Here is a 24,373-nt window from a genome sequence, read left to right on the forward strand (position 1 = left end):
ATCGCGCCTATTTCAGCGGATGTAGCCCAGGCGTATCGCCTTGGCGATCGCCTGGACGCGGTTGACCGCGTCCAGCTTCGTCGTCGCCGTGCCCAGATAGGCATTGACCGTATGCACCGAGAGCCCGAGCTTTTCGGCGATCGACTCGCTGATGCAGCCGTCGCCCGCCATCTGCAGGCAGGCGATCTCCCGCTCGTTGAGCGCTTCCGCCGGCTGCAGCCGCTTCTCGTCCGCCGCCAGCAGGTCGACCATGATGTGGCCGGCGCGCATGTGCATGTCGAGCACGAGATCGGTGTCGACCCTGAGGAAGTCGCCGACCAGGACGACGAAGCCGTTGCCGCTCGAGCCCAGCCGGACAGGAAAGGCAATGCCGGCACAGGGCAACCGGCTTGCCGGAAGGCGCTGCACGAAGGCCGCAAGCTCGTCGGAGACGAAGGCGTTCGCATCCTCGCCTTCCCAGACGACGGGAAGCATGGACGTATCGAGGTGGGCCATGAGCGCCTCGCCATGCGCCTCCACCAGCCCGCGCGCCATATTCTCGGTTTCCCCCGCCCAACTGCTGAGCGTGCAGGTGAGTCGGCGTGTCGACGGCAGCCCCCGGCCGAGAACGCGGAACACGGCGAAGTTCCTCGCCCCCACGACCTTCTGCATATGCTGGAGGGCTGCCACCACATCCGTCGTGCGCTTGGGACGCGACAGCTTGGCGATCCTGATCTCGGGACCTTCGCCGCCCGGCTGGGAGAAGGGATGCACCATTTCTCTCACCTCAGACGAGATTGTTGCGCACGGCCCAGGCAATCGCCTCGGAACGGGTCTTGGTCGCCGTCTTGCGCATCACGCTGGTGATGTAGTTGTTGATGGTGTTCCGGGAGATGCCGAGGATCACCGCGATCTCGTCGCTGGTCTTGCCCTCGGCGATCCAGTAGAGGCACTCCACCTCGCGATCCGTCAGCTCGGATTCACGATCCTGGCGGGCGGCCGGCTTGCAGCAGACGCTTGCGAAGTAGCCGGTCAGCAACCCCACGTCACGCAGGTTGCTCTGCGACAGGATGTAGTGCTCCGGAAACAGCAGCATCAGCGTCATGCGCACGCGCCCGACGTTGAAGGTGATGGTGCAGTACTCCCGGCTCACGCCCGACGGCACAGCAATGTCGTCGCAGAACTGGGAGAATACCGGCTGCATCAGGCTGTTGGAGCGGTCGAGATCGCTCATGCGGCAGTTGGCGCCGTCGAGTGCGGCGGCGAGACTGCGGACCATGTCGAACGGCCAGTCAGAGGCGACCACGAAGCCGATGTCGGCGCTGAACGACATATCGTGGCGGACCAGCAGGTAGTGGGACGCGCTGACATACTGGGTCAGCGCCCTCAACCCTGCCGTGAGTCCGGCGCGGTCCGCACTGCGCCCCAACTGATCGACCAGTTGCTCACGCGCACTCTTACGCTCACAGCTCACCGCAGAGAATCCATAGGATTCCCGGAGCGATACATCCGCTCTCATCGTTTCCATAGTAGCCCCCGTTGCCGAACTCGGCTGGATCATCCCGCCCCCCTTCGCACCAGCGCCCTCAATCGGCGCCGCCAGCGATCAAGCCGCATGGACGGGATTCACCAAACGAATCAGTAACTAAAGTCTACAGAGGCGCGAATCAAAAGCCACAGGGCCCAACTGGGGATTTACTTTTCGATCATTTCCTGAATCGATTCGCGCAGCTTCGGCGGATGCCGGTCCCGCCGCCGGGCGGCCGGAATTAAACTTTTGTTAATCATCATGTTTTGCCAATGGGGCGGAATGCAACCGTGAGACGACAAGGCCGTGACGACGGTCCGGCGGATTGAATTTCGCCGCAGGAACGGCCCGCCGCCCCCAAACAAATTTTTCGTGATCGCTGCGGTATGGGCGCGTTTCCTGCCTGACGTAACGTCACGGGACTCCGCAGGCCGCCGATTTCGTCGCTTTTGGGCCACACTCTCTGGCGAAACTTTGCCCAGCGGGACCCATTTTGCCCTCCGCCGGCAGAGCTACGGCAACCGTCCAGGCGCCACCGACAGTGCTGCGGAACCACCAGGCCCATCTCCCCGCCATCCTGTCCCAAAAGCCGAACGGAGCGCTGCGGGCCGTCACGCCTGGCCCGGCTGGGCCGACGTCAGGGGGGCGGACAAAGTCCCGCACGCCTCCTCCGGAACGCAAAAATCCCGCCGGGGGCGGGATTTCGCATCGTTTCTTTCGTTCCGGTCAGGCCGCCTGGTTCTCGGCCCATTTGCGGAGGATCTTGGCGGCGCGTTCCTCGCTGATCTCCACCATGCGCGACAGGCGGCGCTCGGGGCCTTCCTTGACGCGGCGGTTGAACACACCCTCGTCGTCGCCGGCGCTGAGAAGATCGTCCGTGCTGTCGAAGCCGAAGTCGGAGCCGAAGCCGTCCATCAGCGCGCCCGGGCCTGCGCCGACACCCACGGCCGGCGAGAAGTCGGGCAGCTCGAGGCCGGCCGCGTCGCTTTCCAGGGCTGCGGCACCGGTGCCACCTGCGACCGAGCGGACGACCGGGCGGAAGCCGAACCAGACCACCAGGAAGGCGACGGCGACGAAGGCGAGCGCGTTGATGATGGTCGAGAGGTTGCGCGTCAGCGTCTCCATCACGCCCGGACCGGGAACGGCCTCGTCGAGGAGCACGTTGTCGAGGAAGTTCATGGCGGTCAGGGTGACGACGTCGCCGCGTTCGCTGTTCAGGCCCGCAGCGGACGAGACGATCTTCTGCATCTCGGCGAGGTAGGCGTCGATCTTCGCCTGGTCGGCGGGCTCGCCGACAAGCGCTGCAAGCCTGCCCTGGTTGACGACAACGGCAACCGAAAGACGCTCGATCTGGTAGCTGTTGCGAACAGTGGCGATCGTCTTGCTGTTGATCTCGTAGTTGGTCTGCTCTTCCTTCTTGTCGGCCTGGTCGCTCGACTGCGGGCCGGTGCCGGCCTCGGGGCCGCCCTGCGGAATATTCTGCTCGACGGTCGCCGGGCGCTGCAGTTCGCTCTGACTGGACTGCTGGCTTTCCTTGGTGACGCGGACGGACCGCTCGACCCGCGATTCCGGATCGAAGACGGTTTCCTGCGTCTGCTGCGAATCGGTGTTCAGCGCGGCCATGACGCTGGCGCGGAAATTGTCCATGCCGAGGAAGGGCGCCAGCGCCTTTTCGATGTTGCGCTCGACGTCCTCCTGGACCGACTGGACGATATTGAGCGAACGGTTGAGCGTGTTGCTGTCGGAATCGTCGCCGGAGGCCAGCAGCTGGCCGGCGGAATCGAGGATCGTCACATGCTCGGCTTCCAGTCCGGGAACGGATGCGGCCACCAGCTGTCGGATGGATGCGGCCGCCTTGCGCCCGGCAGCACTGCCGGCGCGGATCATCACCGAGGCCGTCGGCGGCTGTTCCGCGCGGCGGAAGTTTCCGCGGTCGGGCATGACGATGTGCACGCGTGCAGCGGCGATGCCGTTGATCTGCTGGATCGTCCGGGCGATCTCGCCCTCGAGCGCGCGGACGCGGGTGACTTCCTGCATGAAGGAGGTGAGGCCGAGCGAGCCGACGTTGTCGAAGAGCTCGTAGCCGGAGTTGGAACTGCTCGGCAGGCCGCGCTCGGCGAGATAGAGCCGGGCCTTGCCGGTCTGGCCCACCGGGACCTGCAGGCTGGCGCCGTCCGCGCCGGTCTGGAAGTCGATGTTCGCCTCGGCGAGCGCCACGCTGATCTGGTTCATGTCGGTGCTTTCGAGACCGACATAAAGGGTCTCGTAGGCGGGCTTGTTGACAAAGAAGGCGGCTGCGAGCACCAGGGCGATCGTGACGACCCCGGCCCCGGCCAGAAGCGCCAGTTTCGGTTGCCCGAGCGACGCCAGGTTCTTGCCCATACTCTTAAGCTGTTCCAACAGATTCATTCTGTTCCCGCACCAACTTTGCCGGATCCGCCGCAGGCCGAAAATGGCAGATCCGCTCAGTTTAAATTGCCCGACCCCGGAAACGCACCGCTGCCAACGGCGCCTTCATGGCCAGAGTCACGCAGGCCTGATCGACCCGGGGGCAAACTAGAATGTGAAACTTGCGCGAGCGTTTCGCGGGAATGCGGTGCAGCACGGCGCCGACAGGGGAGTGACCCTGGGCGCCGCGATCAAGAATAACTTTTCAAAATCAATATTTTGATTTGACCGACACCCTGATGGCGCCGGTTGACCGCGATCATGGACGCCCCGCATCTTCACAAGGCGCCACGGCGGGCTTGCGAATCAAAAGGCCTCGAAGTCGCCGGAGGCCTTGGAGAGCGGCTGGGAGTTGAAGGATCGCAGGGATCCGTTGCCGAGCGCCGTCTTCATGTCGCTCAGCTTGACGAGGTTCAGCGCCGTCGTCACGTCCACGGCCCAGGCCTCCGGCATGCCGGCGGTGACCTGGCCGAGGAAATCGGCGAGACCGCGGGCCTTCTGGACGGCGAGGTCGATGCCCTGCAGGACCATCATGCGCTGCGCGGTGTTCTCGCCCGCCTCGGGGTGAAGCTCGGCAAGCTGCGGCTCGATGCGCTCGATCAGGTAGGCGACGTCGTGCAGTTCCGTGACGACGCGCATCAGGACGGCGGGGACGGATTCCTCCATGTCAGTCACTTCATTCAGGTAGTCGGCTTTCATGGTATCTCCGTTTCACCGCGCGCCGCCCGTCCACAGGCCTGCGCATGCGGCCACATCCCTCATGCCCCGAGGCCGCTTGCGGCATCAGAAGAATTCGATCGCGTTTTCCACCGGCTTCGGCGCCGGAATGGGCCGCTGCTCCAGGGCCACCGTGCGCTGTGCCTCGACGCCGGTCAGGGCATGCTGGCGGGCGCGGCCGGTGGAGGGCCAGTATTCGAGCTTGCGCCCGTGCTCGCCGCCCGTGCTCTCGCCGACGATCTTGATGCCTTCGTCGGTCAGGAACTGCCGGGCGAACCGGGCATTCTGCTCGCCGACATTGGAGAAGGTCGCAATCGTCTTGGCGCCGCCGAAGATCTTGGCCTCGAGCCGGTCCCGGCGCGCGCCCTGCTTCAGCAGGCCGTTAATCAGAAGCTCCATCAGATGCACGCCGTAGCGGGTGGCATCACCACCTGCCGCCATCGCCTCCATGGAGCCGGGGAGCAGGAAGTGGTTCATTCCACCGACGCCCACGACCGGGTCGCGCAGGCAGGCGGCGACGCAGGATCCCAGGATCGTCGTCAGCACGACATCCGGGTCGTTCATCACCTTGTACTCACCCTGTATCAGGTGGACGCGGCGCGTCCCTGCCTCAGTGATCATTTCAAGGCCCCGAACACGGCTTCGATGGCCGCTTTCATCTTGTCGATGGTGAAGGGCTTGGCGAGCACGTTGTTGGCGCCGAGTGCCGCCGCCTTCTGCACCAGCGCGCGGTCGCCCTGCGCCGTCAGGATGATGAAGGCCGCTTTCTTCGTCGCCGGGTTGGCGCGAACGTGCTGAAGGAAGACCAGCCCATCCATCTTGGGCATGTTGAAGTCCGAAATGACCAGGTGGTGGGGCTGCTGGGTCATGATCTTCAGACCCTGTTCGCCGTCGCCGGCCGCGGTGATCTGCTTGAAGCCGAGCTGTTGCAGCGCGTCTCCCAAAAGCAATCGGCTGGTCACCTGATCGTCGACAATTAGTACTTTGATTTTCTCAGCGATAGACATTAGTCGCTCCCTTCTTTGCGGGCCGCAGTAAGCTTCAGGATTTCCTCCCCGATGGACGCAAGCGGAAGCTGATGTTCCACCGCGCCAAGTTCGTAGGCCACCCGCGGCATCCCATATACGATGCAGGTCTTTTCGTTCTGGCCGATCGTGCGGGCACCGGCATGGCGCAACTTCAGTAGTCCGGCCGCTCCGTCCCGTCCCATCCCGGTCAGGATGACACCGACGGCATTGCGGCCGGCAAGTTCGGCCACCGAATCGAACAGCACGTCGACCGAGGGCCGATGGCCGTTGACCGGGTCCCGGTCGAGAAGGCGGCAGCAGGGCGCAGTCGTGCTGGCGACCTGCAGGTGCCGCTCGCCGCCCGGTGCCAGGTAGATCTTGCCGATCTCGAGCCTCGCGCCGTCCGTCGCCTCCTCCACGCGCGGGGCGCAGAGGCGGTTCAGGCGCTCGGCAAAGCTCCTGGTGAAGCTGGGCGGCATGTGCTGGGTGATGACCGTCGGCGGGCAGTTGACCGGGAACTTCTGGAGAACGGTGATCAGCGCCTCCACGCCGCCGGTCGAGGCCCCGATCGCGACGATCTTCCGGCCCGTCCGGTAGGCGTCGGCGGCGTTGGCATTGGCCGGCGGCTGCACCGGCGATGCCGGCTCGGAGCGGATGTAGCGTCGCTGCGAGCGGGCGGCGGCCTTCACCTTCTCGGCCAGGTCGCCGAAGGGACGGGCATCGCCCGGCTGCGGCTTGCCGACGCAATCGAAGGCGCCGATCTCGAGCGCGGCCAGCGTCGCTTCCGCGCCGCGGTGGGTCAGCGTGGACACCATGATCACCGGCATCGGACGAAGCCGCATGATCTTGTCCAGGAATTCCAGCCCGTTCATGTTCGGCATCTCGATGTCGAGCGTGACGACGTCCGGGTTGAGCTGCTTGATGGCGTTGCGGGCCTCCATCGCGTCGCCGGCCTGGCCGACGACATCGACATCGGGATCGGCGCGCAGCACGGCCGTGATCAGCCCGCGCATGGTGGGCGAATCGTCGACGACAAGAACGCGTGCGGGTGCTGTCATGCGCGTCTTCCCCTCCCGGTGTAGCGATAGGTGGTGATGCCGATGTTGTCGAAGAGCGCCTTGGATTCGCCCGACACACGCTCGGAATGGCCGATATAGAGATGCCCGCCCTCCGCCAGCATGCCGGCGAAGCGTGTCCAGATCTTCATCTGCGTCGGCTCGTCGAAATAGATGACGACGTTGCGGCAGAAGATGATGTCGAACGGCCCCTTGAACGGCCACTGGGCCATCAGGTTCAGCTCGTTGTAGGTGATCAGCTTCTTGACGCGGTCATCGATCTGCCACTTGCGGCGGCCGTCGATGTCCACCTCGCGGAAATACTGCTTGCGCATCGCCGGGTTGACGGTCTCGAGGGCGGCGGCGTCATAGGCGCCGGCCCGGGCGAGCGCCAGGATCTTCGGATCGATGTCGGTGGCGAGAATGCGGATGTCGTAGTCGGCCGCATTCGGCAGCAGCGTCAAGAGCGTGAGCGCGATCGAATAGGGTTCCTGGCCGTCGGAGGAGGCGGCCGACCAGATGCGGACGCGGCCGCCGGCCTTGGCGCGGGCGATCAGCCCCGGCAGCACGTCGTGCTTCATATGCTCGAAGTGGTGGTTCTCGCGGAAGAAGCGGGTGAAGTTCGTCGTCAGGTGCGACAGCATCTCCCGTCGCGCCGGCGCTCCTTCCGGCGAGGAGACGAGGGCACAGTATTCGCGAAACCCCTTCAGGCCGAGATTGCGGATGTGCTTGGACAGCCGCGAATAGACGAGCGAAGCCTTCGTCTCATTGAGATGGATGCCGGCATCGGCATAGATCATCGCTGCGATCTCGCTGAGATCGCGGCGGGTCAACGGATACTCGCCCGTTGCCAGGCATTCGTCCGGGGACAGTCTGGGCTCGAAGGCGGCCGACATCATGCTGCTTCGCTTTCGACGTGCGGGAAGAGCGCCTCCAGCTCGATCATGCAGATCATCCGGCCCTCGATGGCGAGGATGCCGCGCGCGTAGTTCTTCGCCATCTCGTTGGCGATATCCGGGGTCGGCTGCACGTTGTCGTCGGTGACCGTCAGGATGTCGGACACCGCATCGACCAGCAGGCCGACGGTCTTCGGGCCGACCTGCGCCACGATGATCACGTGCCGGACCGTCGGCTCCGCCGGCTTCATGCCGAGGCGCATGGACATGTCGATGATCGGCAGGACCGCGCCGCGCAGGTTGATGACGCCGAGCACGTAGGGCGGCGCATGCGGCATCGGCGTTGCGGGAGTCCAGCCGCGGATCTCCCGTACCGACATGATGTTCACACAGAATTCCTGATCCCCGATCCGGAAGGCGATGAGCTCCCGGCCCTGCGTCAGTGATTTGGCTGCATAAGTCATGGCATCAACCGGTTGCTGCGAGCGAGATTTCTTGTTTCAGGGACTGGCCGCGCGAGGCGGCGACGACGGCGTCGACATCGAGGATGAGCGCCACGCGCCCGTCGCCGAGGATCGTCGCCGCGGCGATGCCCGGCACGTGGGTGTAGTTGGCCTCGAGGCTCTTGATGACGACCTGGCGCTGGCCCTGGATCGCATCGACCATCAGCGCCCGCTGTCCGCCGCCTTCGGATTCGACCAGAAGCGCGACACCGTCGACCGGGTTGGCCTGGGTGGCGCGGAAGTTCAGGATCCGGCCGACGTCCACGAGCGGGCAGAAGGAGTTGCGGATCGAGATCAGCCGCTGGCTGGCGCCGAAGGAATGGATCGCGGAGGCTTCCGGCTGCAGCGTCTCGACGATGGCGGTCAGCGGCACGACGAGCGTCTGGCCGGCAACCGTGACCACCATGCCGTCGAGGACGGCGAGCGTCAGCGGCAGGCTCATGGTGAAGACCGAGCCCTGGCCGGGCTTCGACGAGATCGTGATGCGGCCGCCGAGCGCCTGGATCGAGCGCTTGACCACGTCCATGCCGACGCCGCGGCCGGAGATGTCGGAGATCTTGTCGGCGGTGGAGAAGCCGGCGTGGAAGATCAGGTTGTCGATCTCCTCGTCCGACAGGTTGGCATCGGCTGCGATCAGGTCGTTGTCGATCGCCTTCTGGCGGACCTTCTCGCGGTTGATGCCGCCGCCGTCGTCGGCAAGCTCGATGACGATGCGGCCGGAGCGGTGCTTCGCCGTCAGGCGGACCGTGCCTTCCGGATTCTTGCCGAGCGCCTCGCGCTTCTCGGGCGCTTCCAGGCCGTGGTCGACGGCGTTGCGGATCATGTGCGTCAGCGGCTCGGCCAGCTTGTCGATGACGGTCTTGTCGACTTCGGTGTTCTCGCCCTCGGTGATCAGGCGGACCGACTTGCCGGTCACGTCGGCGATTTCGCGGACGATGCGCGACATGCGCTGGAACACCGGCTTCACCGGCTGCGCGCGGATCGCCATGACCGAGTCCTGGATCTCGCGGGTCAGCTGCTGCAGCTCTTCCAGGCCCATGTTGATCGAGGAAACGCCGTTGTTGTCGTTCTCGATGACGCTCTGGGAGAGCATCGCCTGGTTGATGACGAGCTCGCCCACCAGGTTGATCAGGCGGTCGACGCGGTCGAGATCGACGCGGATGGTCGGTGCCGCGGCAGCGGCGGACGCTGCGGATGCAGCCGGGCTGGCGGCGGCGGCAGCCTGTTGCGCGGCCGGGACGGCCCTGGCCTCGCTCTTCGGAGCCTCTGCGCGGGGGCTGGCCGCGATCGGCACGACGTTGCTCTCGGCGACCGCGGTCTGCTTGACCGGGGTCGGGGCTTCGTCGGCTTCGGCCGGAACATCGGTGTCGGCGTCGTCGAGGATGGAGAGGTCGAACGGAACCGGCTGCATCGGCAGCTCGTCGTCGCCCGCTTCCGGCTCGTGGTCTTCCTCGACGGTGCGGACTTCCAGATCGCAATCCCATTCGGCGAATTCGAAGACGGAGCGGACGCCGTCCTCTCCCTTCTCGGTCGTGATGGAGATCTTCCAGGAGAAATAGGCTTCCTCGGGGTTCATGTCCTGCAGCAGCGGCAGGCTGTCCATGTCGCAGCGAATGCTCATCTCGCCGATGCGGGAGAGATCGCGCAGCAGCAGCGCGGCCTCGTTGCCCTTGGCATAGAGTTCGCGCTTGGGGTGGAACAGGATCTCGCAGGTCGGCGCGTAGGGCTCGACCGGCTTCTCCTCGCCGCCGAAATCATCGAAGGAGAACGGGATCGGTTGGAAGCCTTCGTCGTTGACGGCCGGTGCCGCCGGGGCGGGCGCTGCCGCCTGCGGCGCGGGCGCGGGCTTTGCCGCCGGGGCCTCGCTTGCCGCCGGCATCTCCCCGTTGGCGAGCGCCTCGAGTTCGCGGATCAGCTGCTTGCTGCGCGCCTCGTCGACGCCGCCGCCGTCGCGGGCGGCATTCGTCAGGTCGGCCAGCACGTCGGCCGACTTCAGCATTACCTTCAGGACGTCCTGGTTCGGCTCGAGCTTGTTGGATCGAACGCAATCAAGTGTGGTCTCGAAAACGTGGGCGAAGGACACCAGATCGTCCAGGCCGAAGGCACCTGCCCCGCCCTTGATCGAGTGCACCGCGCGGAAGACCGCATTGACGGTCTCCGGGTCGCGATCGCCATCGTTCAGCTTCAAGAGACCGGATTCCAGTTCGGCGAGCTGCTCCTCGCACTCCTGGAAGAAGATCTCCTTGATTTCGTTCATATCCATCGGGAGGAACCTCGATTTAAGCGGTCACGCGCTCGATTGCATCGATGAGTTTGGTGGGGTCGAACGGCTTGACGATCCAGCCGGTCGCGCCGGCCTGGCGGGCGCGGTTCTTCTTTTCCGCATCGCTCTCGGTCGTCAGGACGAGGATCGGGATCGCCCGGTACTTCTCGTTGCGGCGCACGCCCTCGATGAAGCCGAAGCCGTCGAGGCGCGGCATGTTGATGTCGGTGACGATGACATCGGGATTGGCCTCTTCCAGGACTTCCAGCCCCTCGACGCCGTCCTCCGCCTGGATCGTCTCGAACCCGGCATTGTTCAGGGTCACCAGAAGCATGTTCCGGATCGTCCGTGAATCATCCACGGTAAGCACCTTCTTTTTCATCGCTGAATCTCCTTGGCCAGCAGGTGTTCAATGTTGACGCCGATCAGTTGCATCGTCTTGAGGAACGGCTCCGATGCCTTGGCGAACGTGTAGCTGCGCTTGTCGGCTTCCCATGTCTTGGCAGCGGCCATCAGGACCTGTGCGCACAGGGCGCCGATGCGCTCGACGGCGGAAGCGTCGATCGCCAGGTCACTGCCCTTCAGCGCCATCAGCTTGTCGCGAAGCGCGGTCGCCTCGTTGAGATCCAGCACGGGTGCCAGGCTCAGGCTTTTCTGAGCGGCCTTCTTGCTCGCCATCACTGCGTTCCTTGTCTGCTTGTGTCAGCGTTGATTGTCCGGGACGTCTGTTCGGGCGCGAACCAGCCGGAGCCTTCGCGCCGGCTGCGTCGCGATGAGAATTCGTGGCAGGGCCGGTCCTGTCGCATCGTCAGCCTCCGTACCCGACTGCGCGCACGGCCACCGGAGCCGCTGCGGGCGCATGCTGGATCTGCCGGGAAGCCTCGACCGGCCGTGCAGGTGCCTGCGGCTGGCGCAGGTGAAACTGGCGGATGGTCTGTCCGAGCTCGAGGATGACGGTGTGGAGATCGCCGCCAGCACGATCCAGCCCCTCGGCCAGATCGGCATCGGCGCGGGCCTGCGAGCCCAGGCGGCCGAGATCGGCGCTCACGGCATCGAGGCCGCCAACGCCCTCGTCGCTGGCACGCGCAATCGCAGCGATCGCATCGTTGATGCCGGTGACCTGCACGACGATGTTGCCGATCGCATCCTGGGTGCGGTTGACGTGATCGACACCGGCCTCGACCTGCGCCTTGGTGCCGCTGACGAGCTGCTTGATCTCGCGCGCCGCGTCGGCCGAGCGCTGGGCCAGCGCCCGCACCTCCTGGGCCACGACCGCAAAGCCGCGGCCGCTGTCGCCGGCACGCGCCGCCTCGATGCCGGCATTCAGCGCCAAGAGGTTGGTCTGGAAGGCGATTTCGTCGATGACCCCGATGATCTGGCCGATCTTTTCCGCGGAAGCCTCGATGTCGGCCATCGCCGACATGGCCTCTCCGACGATCCGGCCGCTGTGTTCGGCCGACTGGCGGGTCGACTGCGCGGCGGCCTCGGCGTTGCGCGTCTCGGCGAGGTTCAGCTTCAGCCGGCCGGCAATCTCGGTGAGCGTCGATGCGGTTTCGGACAGCACGGAGGAATGGGCCTGCGTGCGTTCGGCGAGATGGCCGGCCTTCGCGGACAGCGCTTGCGCCATCGATCCCGAGACCTCGCCGTGCCCGAGGGCGGAGCCGAGATGGCGCTGGATATCGGCCAGCGCCGTATCGAGCGTGCCCGCCAGCGCGCGCCACTCCTCCGGCATCTGCTCGCCGGTCTCGTGGGTGAAGTCGAGATTGGCAAGGCTGCGGATCACCTCGCCGAAGGCAAGCTCGAAGGCGCCCTGATCGGCCTTGCGCTGTTCTGCCAGCGCGCGGTGGTGGGTGTGGCGAAGCTCGTTGAAACGCAGCGAAACGCCGATCTCCGCATCGACCATGGCGACGCGGACGAAGGCGGTGAGAAGTTCGGAAAGTTCCTTGCGGCGGGCGTTCCTCGTCCCGGACAGGATCGCCTTCGGCCAGTATTCCTCCAGCAGTCCGTCGATGACGTGTTCGAGCACGACGGTGTGGCCGGAAAGGCGCCAGCGCGGATCGAGGCCCATCTGGCTCTCGGCATCCGCCAAGACCTTCACCCGTTCGGCATAGAGGCTATCGAAACGCGCGTCGGTCAGGACGCTCCAGTGGGAGGCATGGAGATCGTGCAGCCGATCGATCGCCCGTTCGCTCTGGAACTGCCGGGCGGCATCGGGGAAGGTCTGGAAGCGCTGGAAGAGATCGCGCAGGGCGCTTTCGACATGACGTTCCAGGGTCTTGCGGTGGTCGCGGAGGATGTCGCCGTGCGCAGGTTCCAGGCCAGCGAATCTCAGCCGGTCGCGAAGGCTTGCCGCCTGCCCCGTCTGAGCCTGTTCTGCTGGCGTCTCCTGCACTTTCTGTCCCCATGCACAATGCAAGTTTCCCGGCCATTGCTGGCCAAGCCGGTGAATTCGTCCATGGGGGTGGCAAACGTTCTGCGGTTCCGTAGTCCGCACGGCGTCGATTGCGCGTCGGGCCGAATTCGCCCTTCGCTGTCCATGGTCAATTTCGGTGAAGCTTGATACCGGGTCGAAACCGGTACGGGCGGTACGGCATCATGCCTGAGTGGGAAATGGTGAGATTCCCCATTCCGACGCGTGAGACCATGTTTATGGTTAATTCCTTGCCTGAAGGTTAATGCGCTGCGGCATCGCTGTACTTTCACGGGACGGGGGGCCCGGCCGCCCGGCCGTTTGCGCGCCCTCGGGGTTCGCGCCGGCCGCCATATCCCTAGAATTCGCTAGGCAAAAAAGTGCCGGGGTCAATATTTGGCAAGGCAAAAGCAAGTTTCAGGTGCTAGAAGTGCTTTCCAGACGATGATGTCCTTGGGAATGAGCAATGATTGTTCTTTGGTTGAGTGCATTGATCTTGACTGTCGCAACGCTTGCAGCGGTCGCGACGCTTATCGGTATAGACGGCCGCCAGCCCGCCCGGGCACCGGCGATTTTCTGATCCGACCTCCAGGCCGGCCAACGATCGGGGCGCCCGGCGCGCCTCAATCGCCCGCGAGGCTGCGCCATTTCTCGACATAGGCCGCCGCGGCTTCGGGCAGCGGCGGCTCCGCCGACCGCAGGCGCGGCTTCGGCATTCCGTCCACAGCCAGGCAGGCGGCACCGACACTGGTGCCGGTGGCGCTTTCGCCGACAAGCACGCCCCTGCCGGTGGCAGCCGCCAGCATCGCCAGATATCGACCGTTGCCCGAGAACGGACCCTCGACGATCACCGGCCCGTCCGCGCCGATGAGCGAAAGGCAGGTTGCACTCATGAGGGCGAGATGGAACGCGATCGCGACCTGGACCTCGTCTTCGGCAAGCTGCGCCCTGTCGATCGTCCATCGGGCCTTCCGGCCGGGAAAGGGTCCTGAATCATCGGGGATGGACGGCAGGATCATCGCCTGCCGCGCCAGCACGGAGGCGACCGCCTCATCGCCGACGGGCGCGTTGCGGCCGCCGAGCAGGGAGAAGGCGCGGCCGCCCATGAAGCGGGCCGACGGAACCGGATCGCCCAGCGCATTGACGTTGACGAGCGTGTCGCGCCGCTCGTCCAGCGCGCGGCGGCGCGCGCCCATCGCCATGCAGACGACCCAGGTGCCGGTCGAGACGACCGCATAGGGCGAAGGCGTGGTCAGGACATAGGGCAGCAGCGAGGCGTTGGAATCGTGGATGCCGCAATGGACGGGCGTTCCCGCGTCCAGTCCGGTCAGGGCCGCAAGGTCGGGCAGGATCGGCCCGAGCACGTCGGAGGCCTTGCGCAGGGGCGGCATCAGGCGTTCCCAGCCCTGCTCCTGCACCAGCGTGGAGTAACGCCGGTTCACGGGCTCCCACAGATCGGCGTGACAGCCGAGCGAGGTGACCTCGCCCGACCGCAGGCCGGTCAGCCGGAACGACCAGTATTGCGCATACATCAGGATGGACGCGGTCCGCGCGAACGCCTCGGGGAAGCGGCGCGACTGCCAATAGAGCTGCATGCCGGCGTTCAGGCCGACCGGCAGCTTCGGCGTGCCCGTCTCGGAGAAGGCGGGGCGAACGGCTTCGTAGTCCGCCAGCAGCTCCTGGGGACCCGCGTGCTCGTAGTCCAGCACCGGCAGCGTGAGCGCGCCCTTTTCGTCCACCAGCGCCGCCGTCGCACCGTGGGTCGTCACCGAGATGCGGTCGATCCGGCGCTCGCTGTTCAGCACCCGCAGGCTGTCGAGGATGAAGGCCCAGAGGCGTTCGGTGTCGAAATGCGGATAGGGCGGGGCGTCCACCACGCCGTTGGGCGTGGTGCGCACCGCGATCTCGGCGAAGCTCTCGCCATCGACGAGCGCAACCTTGGCATTCGTCTTGCCGATGTCGATGACGGCGATCGTTCGGGCCATGGTGCTCGCTTCATTCCATATGAAAGACGGTGCGCAGCGGCACCGCGACCGGTTCGTTGTCCGGCTTCGTCTCCATGATGTCGGCCATGTGCGCCCACCAGCGCTTCATCACCGGGTGTTCGGCCAGGCTGTCCATCCTGTGATCGTCGCGCCGCCACAGCACGCCGAAGAGCAGGCCCGTCTCCTCGTCCAGATGGATGGAGTAGTCGGAGATGCCGGCCTCCTTCAGCAGGGCGGCGAGCTCCGGCCAGATCGCGTCGTGCCGCGCCTTGTATTCCTCGGCCATGCCAGGGTTGAGGCGCATGCGGAAGGCATATTTTTCCATCGGTCCCTCCCTAGTGCGCCACGCGCCGCTTGAGCCGCGCATAGAGGATCGGCAGCGCGATCACCGAGATCAGAAGCAGGCCGATGAAGATCGACATGACGATGCCAGGCACGTTGAGCAGGCCGAAGCCGAAGGTGACCATGCCCATGATGAAGGCCGCGAGCACCACGCCGCCGATCGTGCCGGAGCCGCCGAGGATGCTGACGCCGCCGAGCACGACCATCGTCACGACCTCCAGTTCCCAGCCGAGCGCGATCGAGGGCCGGGTCGAGCCGAGCCGCGAGGTCAGGCAGATCGAGGCGATCGCCGACATCAGGCCCGTCAGCAGGAACAGCGTGAATTTCACGCGGCCCACCCGGACGCCGGAGAAGAGCGCGGCCGTCTGGTTGTTGCCGATCGCGTAGACCGCGCGGCCGAAGTTCGTCATGTGCAGGATCACCGCATAGACAAGCGCAAACCCCAAAAACAGGCAGAACTCGAACGAGAACACCCACCAGACATAGCCCTGGCCGAACCAGGAGAAGCTCGCCGGATAGTCGGTGAAGGCCTGGTCGCCGAGAATGATGAAGGCGATGCCGCGGAACAGGCTCATGGTGCCGATCGTCACGACGATCGAAGGCAGGCCGAGCCGGGTGACGAGCAAGCCGTTGATGGCGCCGCAGCCGAGGCCGACCGCCAGCCCGACCGCCACCAGCGCCGGCGTCTCGAAGCCCTGCGTGGCGGCATAGCCCATGGCCGTCGACGTCAGCGCCACGATCGAGGCGACCGAAAGATCGATCTCGCCGGAGATGACGACGAGCGCCATGGCAAAGGCGATCATCGCCTTTTCGGTGAAATTGAAGGTGGCGTCGGAGAGGTTCCAGGGATCGAGGAAATAGGGGGAGGCCAGCGAATTGGCGACGAAGATCAGGAGCGCCACCACCACGAGCAGGCTCTCCCAGCTCTTCAGGAGGCGGGAGCTGCGGCTCTGCAGGCGGTCGGGGATGTGACGGATGTGGGGATGTGCCTCGGCCATCAGTGCGCCTCCGCCTTCTTGAGAATGACCCTGCCCTTGCGCCGCTCGGCGCGCGCATTGACCGCGACCGCGATGATGATGACCATGCCGGAGATCGCCATCTGGGCGAAGGGCGAGATGTTGATGACCGGCAGGGCGTTCTTGATGATGCCGAGGAACAGGGCGCCGAGAACCGCCCCCGGCACCGACCCTATCCCGCCGGCGATCGAGATGCCGCCGATCACGCAGGCGGCGATGATGTCGAGCTCGAAGCCGAGGGCGATATCGACATAGGCGACCGCGTAGCGCGAGACCCAGAGATAGCCGGCAAAGCCGGCAAGCGCGCCGGACAGGCAATAGGCGAGGAAGCGGGTGCGGCCGACGTCGATGCCGGTATAGACGGCCGCATGCGGATTGCCGCCGACGGCGAAGAAGGCGCGCCCCGTCGGCGTGCGGGTCATCACGACGAACATGACGGCGATGATGAGGACCGAGAACCAGGAGAGCGCGGGGATGCCGAGGAGATCGGCCCGCGGCAGGCCCTTGAACGCTTCACTCATCTGGTGGGCATTGATCCACTGGCCGCCGGTGAGCAGGAAGATCGAGCCGCGGAAGATCGTCAGCGTCCCGAGGGTGACGACGATCGGCGGGATGTTGAGCTTCCAGACGAGCAGGCCGTTGATCGAGCCGAGTGCCGCCCCCAGCGCCACGACCGCCAGGACCACCAGCGGGATCGGCACGCCGGGAAACGCCACGTTGATCAGGCCCGCGACCATGCCGCACAGCGCAAGGTTCGCCGCCATCGACAGATCGATGCAGCGGGTGAGGATCACCGCCATCTGGCCGAGCGCCAGGATGATCAGGATCGAGGTGTCGTTGTAGACGCGCCCCAGGTTGGCCGGCGCGATGAAGCCGGGGAAGCGCAGCGTGATCAGTGCGACGAGCGACAGGATCGCCACGACCAGCAGCGCCTCGCGGTTTTTCAGCAGCAGATTCATGGGGCGGTCTCCGATATGCCTGCGGCGGCGCGCACCAGCTTCTCGGCCGAAAGCTCGGCGCGTTCGAACCGGCCGACGATCCTGCCCTCGCGCATGACGACCACGCGGTCGGACATGCCCATGATCTCGGGGATTTCCGAGGAGACCATGATGACGCTGAGACCCTGTGCGGCGAGCTCGCTCATGAAGGCGTGGACGGCGGCCTTGGAGCCGATGTCGATGCCCTTGGTCGGCTCGTCGAGGATGATCACCTTGGGGCGGGTCGCGAGCCACTTGGCGATCACGACCTTCTGCTGGTTGCCGCCGGAGAGCGTGCCGACGTCCTGGTCGAGGGAGGCCGCGCGCAGGTCCAGCCGGGAGGTGTATTCCCGCGCCAGCCTGAATTCCTCGGCCATGCGCAGGAAGCCGGAGCGGGAGGTGCGGGCGAGCGAGGGCAGCGTGACGTTCTGGAAGATCGGCATGCCGATGATCGCGCCCTGGCGGCCGCGCTCCTCGGGGACGTAGACGATGCCGGCCTCGATCGCCTCGGCCGGCGAGCGGATGACCAGCACCCGGTCGTCCAGCCGGACGGCGCCGGCCGACGGCCTGGTGATGCCGATCAGAGACTGCATGAATTCGGACCGGCCCGCGCCGACCAGGCCGTAGAAGCCGAGAATCTCGCCGCGGCGCAGCTCGAAATTGATGTCCTCGAACTCGGTGGGATGACGATAGCCGGAGACGGTCAGCACCGGCTTGCCGATCTCGACTTCCTGCTTGGGGAAGACCTGGCCGACGTCCCGGCCGACCATCATTCGCACGAGATCGTCCTGCGTCGTGCCGGCGATCAGGCCCTCGCCGACCATGCGGCCGTCGCGGAAGACGGTATAGCGATCGGCGATGCGGAAGATCTCGTCGAACTTGTGGCTGATGAAGAGGATCGCCTTGCCGTCGGCCTTGAGCCGGTCGATCAGCTCGTAGAGCTCGTGGATCTCCTTGTAGGAGAGTGCCGCGGTCGGCTCGTCCATGATGACCACGCGGGCATCGATCGAGAGCGCCCGGGCGATCGCGACGAGGTGCTTGCTGGCGATGCCGAGGTCGCGCAGGCGGATGGCGGGATCGAGGCTGGCGCCGACGCGCTCCAGCAGCTTGCGGGCGTCGGCATTCATCCGCGCCCAGTCGATCAGGCCGAGGCGCGTGCGCGGCGCATGCCCGAGAAAGATGTTCTCGGCGACGGAAAGCTCGTCGAAGAGCACTGTCTCCTGATGAATGGCGGTGACCCCGGCCCTGGCGGCCGCACTGGCCGTCGGGAAGTGCGCCTCCTCGCCGTCGACGCGGATCGCGCCCCCGTCCGGCTGGTAGATGCCGGTGAGGATCTTCACCAGCGTCGACTTGCCCGCGCCGTTCTCGCCGATCAGGGCGGTCACCGAGCCCGGATAGAGCGACAGCGAGACTTCGGAGAGCGCATGCACGCCCGGGAAGGACTTCGAGATCCCCTCCAGCGCGATCGCCGGCTTCATCCGCGATGTGGTGGTGTCCTGCAGCAAGGGTTCGTCCGTCGGATTGGATGGTTCTCGGCGACGAACGTCCTTGTCGCCGCGCGTTCAAGATCGCCCCTCGCCCTGGCCCTCTCCCCTTCAAGCGGGGCGAGGGGACGAGACCGGGTCGCCGTAGCTGCGTCTGGCGAGAGGTCGCCACACGTCTCCTTCTCCCCGCCCAAGGGGAGAAGGCGGCCGGCAGGCCGGATGAGGGGCAATGCACTTGCTTCATGGCGGCCCGGCCAATCGGCAGCCGGGCCACCCGCCGCAGATCAGAAGATCTTGGCGAATTCCTCGACGTTCGAGGCGTCGTAGACGAACGGATCGGCCATCGCGCCCTCGTTGTTGTCGTCGAGCTTGACCTTGCCCATGCGGCCCATGTTCAGTTCGGCGCCGGGCTTGGCTTCCGCGCCGTTGATCAGGTCGTTGGCGATCATGGTGGCGGAGTAGCCGAGGTCGATCGGGTTCCAGATCGCAAAGGACTTCGATGCGCCGGACTTGACGTGGCCCGCCATTTCGGAGGGAAGGCCGAGGCCGGTGACATTGATCTGGCCGATCTTGCCGGCGTCGGCGACGGCCTGGGCGGCCGCGACGATGCCGACGGAGGTCGGCGCGATGATCGCCTTCAGGTTCGGATAGGACTGGATGAGCCCCTGCGTCTCGCGATAGGACTTGTCGGCCAGGTCGTCGCCATAGACAGTGGTGACGATGTTGACGCCCGCATAGTTCGGCAGGACCTTCTTCATTTCCTCGATCCAGGTGTTCTGGTTCGTCGCGGTGGCGGTTGCCGAGAGGATCGCCACGTCACCCTTGCCGTCCGGCAGGTTGTCGGCGGCCATCTTCACGCACATGTTGCCGATCAGCGCGCTGGACGAGGGGTTCAGGTGCATCAGGCGGCCTTCCGGGGCCACGCCCGAATCCCAGGAAATGACCTTGATGCCGCGATCCATCGCCTTCTTCAGCGCCGGCACCAGCGCGTCGGTGTCGTTGGCGGAGACCGCGATCGCGTCGACCTTCTGGGCGATCAGCGAGTTGATCACCTCGATCTGCCCTTCGGCCGTGGTCGTCGTCGGGCCGGTGTAGATCACCTCCACGCCACCGATTTCCTTGGCGGCCTCCTGCGCGCCCTTGTTTGCGGCCTCGAAGAAGCCGATGCCGAGCGCCTTGACCACCAGCGCGATCTTCTTGTCCGCCGCATTGGCGACGTTTGCAACGAGCGCCGTCGAAACGGCCGCCGCCACGAGCAATGCCTTCCAGATCTTCATGTCCTAGTCCTCCCTGACTGGTTCCTTCCCCTCCCCCGCCGGCCTCACGCCTGCGACGGAGCATTCTCCACCGGGACAGCCGCCCGAACGTCCGCGACGATCAGGTGGACGCCGGCATTCTCCAGCATCGCGGCTTCCCGATCCTCGATGCCCGAATCCGTAATCACCGTTGCGATGCGCTTCAGGCCGCACAGGATGAGGCTGGAGCGCTTCCTGAATTTCGAGGAATCGGCCAGGACGACGAGGTCGTCCGCCTGGTCGATCAGCTTCTGCTCGGCCTGGATCAGCAGCGGATCGGCCTCCATCAGGCCGAGCGGGCCGAGGCCCTGCGCCCCCATGAACATGCGCCGCGCATAGAAGTTGCGGGTCACGTCGTTCTCGAAGGGGCTGAGGATGATGTTCTGCTCGCGATAGATCGTGCCGCCGGACAGCATCACCGTGTTCTTGGAGTGCTTCAAAAGGTGCTCTGCGATCGGAAACGAGTTGGTGAACACCTGCATGCGCCGGTTCGCCAGGAAGTGCACCATCTGAAAGGTGGTCGTGCCGCCGTTGATGATGATCGGCTCGCCGTCCTGGCAGAGGGCGACGGCTTCCTTGGCGATCGCCTGCTTCTGCCTGGCGTTGAGCGCCTCGTTGACGCTGAAGGGACGGCCGGCGAGGCCGACGAACTGCGGCGGATTGATCGCCTCGGCGCCGCCGCGGACGCGGCGCAACCGCTTCTGCACGTGCAGGGCGGCAATGTCCCGCCGGATCGTGGCCTCGGAACTGTCCGTCAGTTCCACTAGCTCCTGCACCGTTGCGACGGGCTTGTCCTGGACGGCCGACAGAATGACCCGATGTCTTTCCTTCTCGTGCATGGCTCCTCCCAACTGCTCGCATGCTTCCATCACGATCGCGCAATGTCAATCACGATTGATCATAATTTTTCATTGTGCAACGCAATATGACCGAATTTGATCGTTTATGATTGACATGAGCGTTCCATCCGTGAGAATTGAATCCCGAACTGGAGGTGCGGCCCCAAGGGTCGCGACATGGAAGACCGGGAGGAAATGCCGATGCTGGACAAGCAACAAGGGTCGCGCCTTGCCAATCTCTGGGACGAGGCGAAGGCGGCCGCCATGAGCGAGCCGGAACGCCTGCTCTATCGCTCCAATCTCCTCGGCTCGGACAAGCGCATCACCAACTATGGCGGCGGCAACACCTCGGCCAAGGTGATGGAAAAGGATCCGCTCGGAGGCGGCACGGTCGAAGTGCTCTGGGTGAAGGGATCGGGCGGCGACGTCGGCACGATCAAGATGGACGGCTTCGCCACGCTCTACATGGAGAAGCTCCAGGCGCTGAAGGGCCTGTACCGGGGCCTTGCGCACGAGGACGAGATGGTGGGCTACCTCCCCCACTGCACCTTCAACCTCAATCCGCGCGCCGCATCCATCGACACGCCGCTGCACGCCTATGTGCCGCGCGTCCATGTCGATCACATGCATCCCGACGCGATCATCGCGATCGCCGCCTCGGAGAACAGCCGCGAACTGACAAAGCAGATCTTCGGCGACGACATCGGCTGGCTGCCGTGGAAGCGCCCCGGCTACGAGCTGGGCCTGTGGCTGGAGACATTCTGCAAGGAGAACCCGAAGGCGCGCGGCGTCGTGCTGGAGAGCCATGGCCTGTTCACCTGGGCGGACACGGCGAAGGAATGCTACGAGACGACGATCGAGATCATCAACAAGGCGATCGCCTGGTTCGAGGCGAACAACGTCGCGCCCGCCTTCGGCGGCGCCGTCAAGACCGTGCTGGCCGCCGACGAGCGCCGCGCGGTGGCGCAGAAGCTGATGCCCGTCATCCGCGGCCTGATCGGCGCCGACGAAAGCAAGGTCGGCCATTTCGACGACAGCCGGGCTGTGCTCGACTTCGTGACCTCGAAGAACCTGGCGCCGCTCGCAGCGCTCGGCACCAGCTGCCCCGACCATTTCCTGCGCACCAAGATCCGGCCGCTCGTGATCGACTTCGATCCCGACAGGCCCGATATCGACGCCACGCTCGCGGGCCTCGCCGATGCCATTGCCGCCTACCGCGCCGACTATGCCGGCTACTACGAGCGCTGCAAGCACGACGACAGCCCGGCGATGCGCGATCCGAACGCCGTCGTCTACCTCGTTCCCGGCGTCGGCATGATCACCTTTGCCAAGGACAAGGCGACCGCCCGCATCTCGGCGGAGTTCTACGTCAACGCCATCAACGTCATGCGCGGCGCGTCGGGCGTCTCCACCTATGTCGGGCTGCCCGAGCAGGAGGCCTTCGACATCGAGTACTGGCTGCTCGAGGAGGCGAAGCTGCAGCGCATGCCGAAGCCGAAGAGCCTGGCGGGCCGCATCGCCCTCGTCACCGGCGGTGCCGGCGGCATCGGCAAGGCGACCGCCAACCGGCTGATGGCAGAGGGCGCCTGCGTCGTGCTCGCCGATATCGACGCCGAGGCGCTGGCTTCGGCCCAGAGCGAGCTTGCCGCGCGCTACGGCAAGGACTTCGTCCGCGCGGTCGCCATGAACGTCACCGACGAGGCGCTCGTGGAAAAGAGCTTCGCCGACGCGCTGGTCGAGTTCGGCGGCCTCGACATCCTCGTTTCCAATGCCGGCCTCGCCTCCTCCGCACCGATCGAGGAGACCACGCTTTCGCTGTGGAACAAGAACATCGACATCCTCGCCACCGGCTATTTCCTCGTCTCGCGCGAGGCCTTCCGGATCTTCCGCCGGCAGAAGGCGGGCGGCAACGTCGTTTTCGTCGCCTCCAAGAACGGCCTTGCGGCGTCCCCGGGTGCGGCCGCCTACTGCACGGCCAAGGCGGCCGAGATCCATCTCGCCCGCTGCCTGGCGCTGGAGGGAGCTGCCGAGCAGATCCGCGTCAACGTCGTCAATCCGGACGCGGTGCTGCGCGGCTCGAAGATCTGGACCGGCGAATGGAAGGAGCAGCGGGCGGCGACCTACAAGACCGACGACCTGGAGGCGCACTACCGCGAGCGCTCGATGCTGAAGCGCAGCGTCTTCCCGGAGGACATTGCCGAAGCGATCTACTTCCTCGCCTCCGACATGTCGGCCAAGTCGACCGGCAACATCATCAACGTGGATGCCGGCAACGCGCAGTCCTTCACGCGCTAGGCGCCTGAGGCACACGGAACGCACGGTCTGGGAGGACCAGCATGGGCATGATCTCAAAGGACGTCATCGCAGCGGAAAACAAAAAGCGCGCGGGCGCCCTGCAGCGCGACTACGACCATCTCGGCGAGCAGCTCGGTCGACGTGGCATCGACATCGACCGGGTGAAGCGGAAAGTGTCGGCTTACGCCGTCGCCGTTCCCTCCTGGGGCGTGGGCACCGGCGGCACCCGCTTCGCCCGCTTCCCGGGCCAGGGCGAGCCGCGCAACATCTTCGACAAGCTCGAGGACTGCGCCGTCATCCACGAGCTGACGCAGGCAACGCCGACCGTCTCCCTGCACATCCCCTGGGACAAGGTCTCCGATCTTGGCGCGCTGAAGGAGAAGGGGCAGGCGCTGGGCCTCGGCTTCGACGCGATGAACTCCAACACCTTCTCCGATGCCCCGGGTCAGGCGCACTCCTACAAATATGGCTCGCTCTCCCATGCCGACGCGGCGACGCGCCGGCAGGCCGTCGAGCACAACATCGAGTGCATCGAGATCGGCCGCAAGCTCGGTTCGAAGGCGCTGACGGTGTGGATCGGCGACGGCACCAACTTCCCCGGCCAGGCGGATTTCACACGGAGCTTCGAGCGCTATCTCGAGGCGATGAAGGCGATCTACCAGCACCTGCCCGACGACTGGCGCATCTTCTCCGAGCACAAGATGTACGAGCCGGCCTTCTATTCCACAGTCGTGCAGGACTGGGGCACCAACTACCTGATCGCCAAGGAACTCGGCGACAAGGCCTATTGCCTCGTCGATCTCGGGCACCATGCGCCGAACGTGAACATCGAGATGATCGTCGCCCGGCTGATCCAGTTCGGCAAGCTCGGGGGCTTCCACTTCAACGATTCCAAATATGGCGACGACGACCTCGACACCGGCTCGATCGACCCCTACCGGCTGTTCCTCGTCTTCAACGAACTGGTGGGCGCGGAAGAGCGCAAGGCGGAAGGGTTTGCGCCGGCGCACATGCTGGACCAGAGCCACAACGTCACCGATCCGATCGAGAGCCTGATGCGCAGCGCCACCGAGGTCTGCCGCGCCTATGCGCAGGGGCTGATCGTCGACCGGGCGGCGCTTGCCGGCTACCAGGAGGACAACGACGCGCTGATGGCGTCCGAGACGCTGAAGGCCGCCTTCCGCACCGACGTCGAGCCGATCCTGGCAATGGCGCGGCAGGAGAGCGGCGGGGCGATCGATCCGATCGCGACCTACCGGGCGGCGCAATATCGGGCAAAGGTGGCCGCGGAGCGGCCGGCGGTTGCAGGTGGCGGCGGCGGGATCGTGTGAGCT

The 24,373-nt window shown here is 65.6% G+C and carries 22 protein-coding genes; 2 read left to right on the top strand and 20 right to left on the bottom strand.

The features are described from left to right. Positions 1-12: 12 nt before the first annotated feature. The 20 genes from P0086_RS00370 to P0086_RS00465 form a co-directional block, all read right to left on the bottom strand. Positions 13-756, bottom strand: coding sequence for a helix-turn-helix transcriptional regulator (locus tag P0086_RS00370; protein WP_148149108.1), 744 nt, complete (start codon positions 754-756; stop codon positions 13-15). Positions 757-766: 10 nt separating this feature from the next. Continuing rightward, complete coding sequence (locus P0086_RS00375) at positions 767-1,498, bottom strand: helix-turn-helix domain-containing protein (RefSeq protein WP_112596305.1); 732 nt, start codon at positions 1,496-1,498, stop codon at positions 767-769. A gap of 735 nt (positions 1,499-2,233) precedes the next feature. Continuing rightward, positions 2,234-3,916: a flagellar basal-body MS-ring/collar protein FliF gene (gene fliF, locus P0086_RS00380; RefSeq protein ID WP_112596304.1), complete on the bottom strand. Its 1,683-nt coding sequence runs from the start codon at positions 3,914-3,916 to the stop codon at positions 2,234-2,236. Positions 3,917-4,261: 345 nt separating this feature from the next. Then, on the bottom strand, positions 4,262-4,654 hold the full coding sequence (locus P0086_RS00385; RefSeq protein ID WP_112596302.1) for a hypothetical protein: 393 nt from the start codon (positions 4,652-4,654) through the stop codon (positions 4,262-4,264). 84 nt (positions 4,655-4,738) lie between these two features. Next, positions 4,739-5,293: a chemoreceptor glutamine deamidase CheD gene (gene cheD, locus P0086_RS00390; protein ID WP_112609324.1), complete on the bottom strand. Its 555-nt coding sequence runs from the start codon at positions 5,291-5,293 to the stop codon at positions 4,739-4,741. After that, positions 5,290-5,679 carry a response regulator gene (locus P0086_RS00395; protein WP_112596299.1) on the bottom strand — a complete coding sequence of 130 codons (390 nt, stop codon included), beginning with the start codon at positions 5,677-5,679 and terminating at the stop codon, positions 5,290-5,292. Before P0086_RS00395 ends, cheD begins: the two co-directional genes overlap by 4 nt. Then, positions 5,679-6,737: a protein-glutamate O-methylesterase CheB gene (gene cheB / locus P0086_RS00400; protein WP_275782045.1), complete on the bottom strand. Its 1,059-nt coding sequence runs from the start codon at positions 6,735-6,737 to the stop codon at positions 5,679-5,681. Before cheB ends, P0086_RS00395 begins: the two co-directional genes overlap by 1 nt. Beyond that, positions 6,734-7,630: a protein-glutamate O-methyltransferase CheR gene (gene cheR / locus P0086_RS00405; protein ID WP_162702388.1), complete on the bottom strand. Its 897-nt coding sequence runs from the start codon at positions 7,628-7,630 to the stop codon at positions 6,734-6,736. Before cheR ends, cheB begins: the two co-directional genes overlap by 4 nt. Continuing rightward, on the bottom strand, positions 7,630-8,094 hold the full coding sequence (locus tag P0086_RS00410; protein ID WP_112596294.1) for a chemotaxis protein CheW: 465 nt from the start codon (positions 8,092-8,094) through the stop codon (positions 7,630-7,632). The genes cheR and P0086_RS00410 overlap by 1 nt, the downstream gene beginning before the upstream one ends. Positions 8,095-8,098: 4 nt before the next feature. Next, a complete protein-coding gene (locus P0086_RS00415) occupies positions 8,099-10,396 on the bottom strand; it encodes a chemotaxis protein CheA (protein ID WP_275782046.1) in 2,298 nt (765 codons plus the stop codon). 16 nt (positions 10,397-10,412) lie between these two features. Then, positions 10,413-10,778 (bottom strand): chemotaxis response regulator CheY1, encoded by a 366-nt coding sequence (gene cheY1 / locus P0086_RS00420; protein ID WP_056316210.1) that lies wholly within the window; start codon positions 10,776-10,778, stop codon positions 10,413-10,415. Next, entirely contained in the window at positions 10,775-11,074 is a 300-nt protein-coding gene (locus P0086_RS00425) for an STAS domain-containing protein (RefSeq protein WP_112596291.1), read from the bottom strand. The genes cheY1 and P0086_RS00425 overlap by 4 nt, the downstream gene beginning before the upstream one ends. 130 nt (positions 11,075-11,204) lie before the next feature. Next, the gene (locus P0086_RS00430; RefSeq protein WP_275782047.1) at positions 11,205-12,788 is read right to left on the bottom strand and encodes a globin-coupled sensor protein; all 1,584 of its coding nucleotides are present in this window, start codon (positions 12,786-12,788) and stop codon (positions 11,205-11,207) included. 641 nt (positions 12,789-13,429) lie between these two features. Continuing rightward, the gene (locus tag P0086_RS00435; RefSeq protein WP_275782048.1) at positions 13,430-14,791 is read right to left on the bottom strand and encodes an FGGY-family carbohydrate kinase; all 1,362 of its coding nucleotides are present in this window, start codon (positions 14,789-14,791) and stop codon (positions 13,430-13,432) included. Positions 14,792-14,801: 10 nt separating this feature from the next. Further along, positions 14,802-15,116, bottom strand: coding sequence for an L-rhamnose mutarotase (gene rhaM / locus P0086_RS00440; RefSeq protein WP_112596285.1), 315 nt, complete (start codon positions 15,114-15,116; stop codon positions 14,802-14,804). A gap of 10 nt (positions 15,117-15,126) precedes the next feature. Further along, a complete protein-coding gene (locus P0086_RS00445; RefSeq protein WP_112609314.1) occupies positions 15,127-16,131 on the bottom strand; it encodes an ABC transporter permease in 1,005 nt (334 codons plus the stop codon). Then, a complete protein-coding gene (locus P0086_RS00450) occupies positions 16,131-17,108 on the bottom strand; it encodes an ABC transporter permease (RefSeq protein ID WP_275782049.1) in 978 nt (325 codons plus the stop codon). The genes P0086_RS00445 and P0086_RS00450 overlap by 1 nt, the downstream gene beginning before the upstream one ends. Beyond that, positions 17,105-18,604, bottom strand: coding sequence for a sugar ABC transporter ATP-binding protein (locus tag P0086_RS00455; protein ID WP_275782730.1), 1,500 nt, complete (start codon positions 18,602-18,604; stop codon positions 17,105-17,107). The genes P0086_RS00450 and P0086_RS00455 overlap by 4 nt, the downstream gene beginning before the upstream one ends. A 290-nt stretch (positions 18,605-18,894) precedes the next feature. Beyond that, positions 18,895-19,887 carry a rhamnose ABC transporter substrate-binding protein gene (gene rhaS, locus P0086_RS00460; protein WP_112596279.1) on the bottom strand — a complete coding sequence of 331 codons (993 nt, stop codon included), beginning with the start codon at positions 19,885-19,887 and terminating at the stop codon, positions 18,895-18,897. Between the two features lie 44 nt (positions 19,888-19,931). Then, positions 19,932-20,744, bottom strand: coding sequence for a DeoR/GlpR family DNA-binding transcription regulator (locus P0086_RS00465; RefSeq protein ID WP_275782050.1), 813 nt, complete (start codon positions 20,742-20,744; stop codon positions 19,932-19,934). 201 nt (positions 20,745-20,945) lie between these two features. On the opposite strand from P0086_RS00465, the gene P0086_RS00470 reads away from it, so the two are divergent. Both P0086_RS00470 and rhaI read left to right on the top strand, forming a co-directional pair. After that, positions 20,946-23,039 (top strand): bifunctional rhamnulose-1-phosphate aldolase/short-chain dehydrogenase, encoded by a 2,094-nt coding sequence (locus tag P0086_RS00470; protein WP_275782051.1) that lies wholly within the window; start codon positions 20,946-20,948, stop codon positions 23,037-23,039. Positions 23,040-23,080: 41 nt separating this feature from the next. Next, complete coding sequence (gene rhaI, locus P0086_RS00475; protein ID WP_275782052.1) at positions 23,081-24,370, top strand: L-rhamnose catabolism isomerase; 1,290 nt, start codon at positions 23,081-23,083, stop codon at positions 24,368-24,370. The last annotated feature ends 3 nt before the right edge of the window (positions 24,371-24,373 follow it).

Origin of the sequence: Mycoplana sp. MJR14 (genome assembly GCF_029210525.1) — a bacterium.
In the GTDB taxonomy this organism is placed as follows: Bacteria; Pseudomonadota; Alphaproteobacteria; order Rhizobiales; family Rhizobiaceae; genus Mycoplana.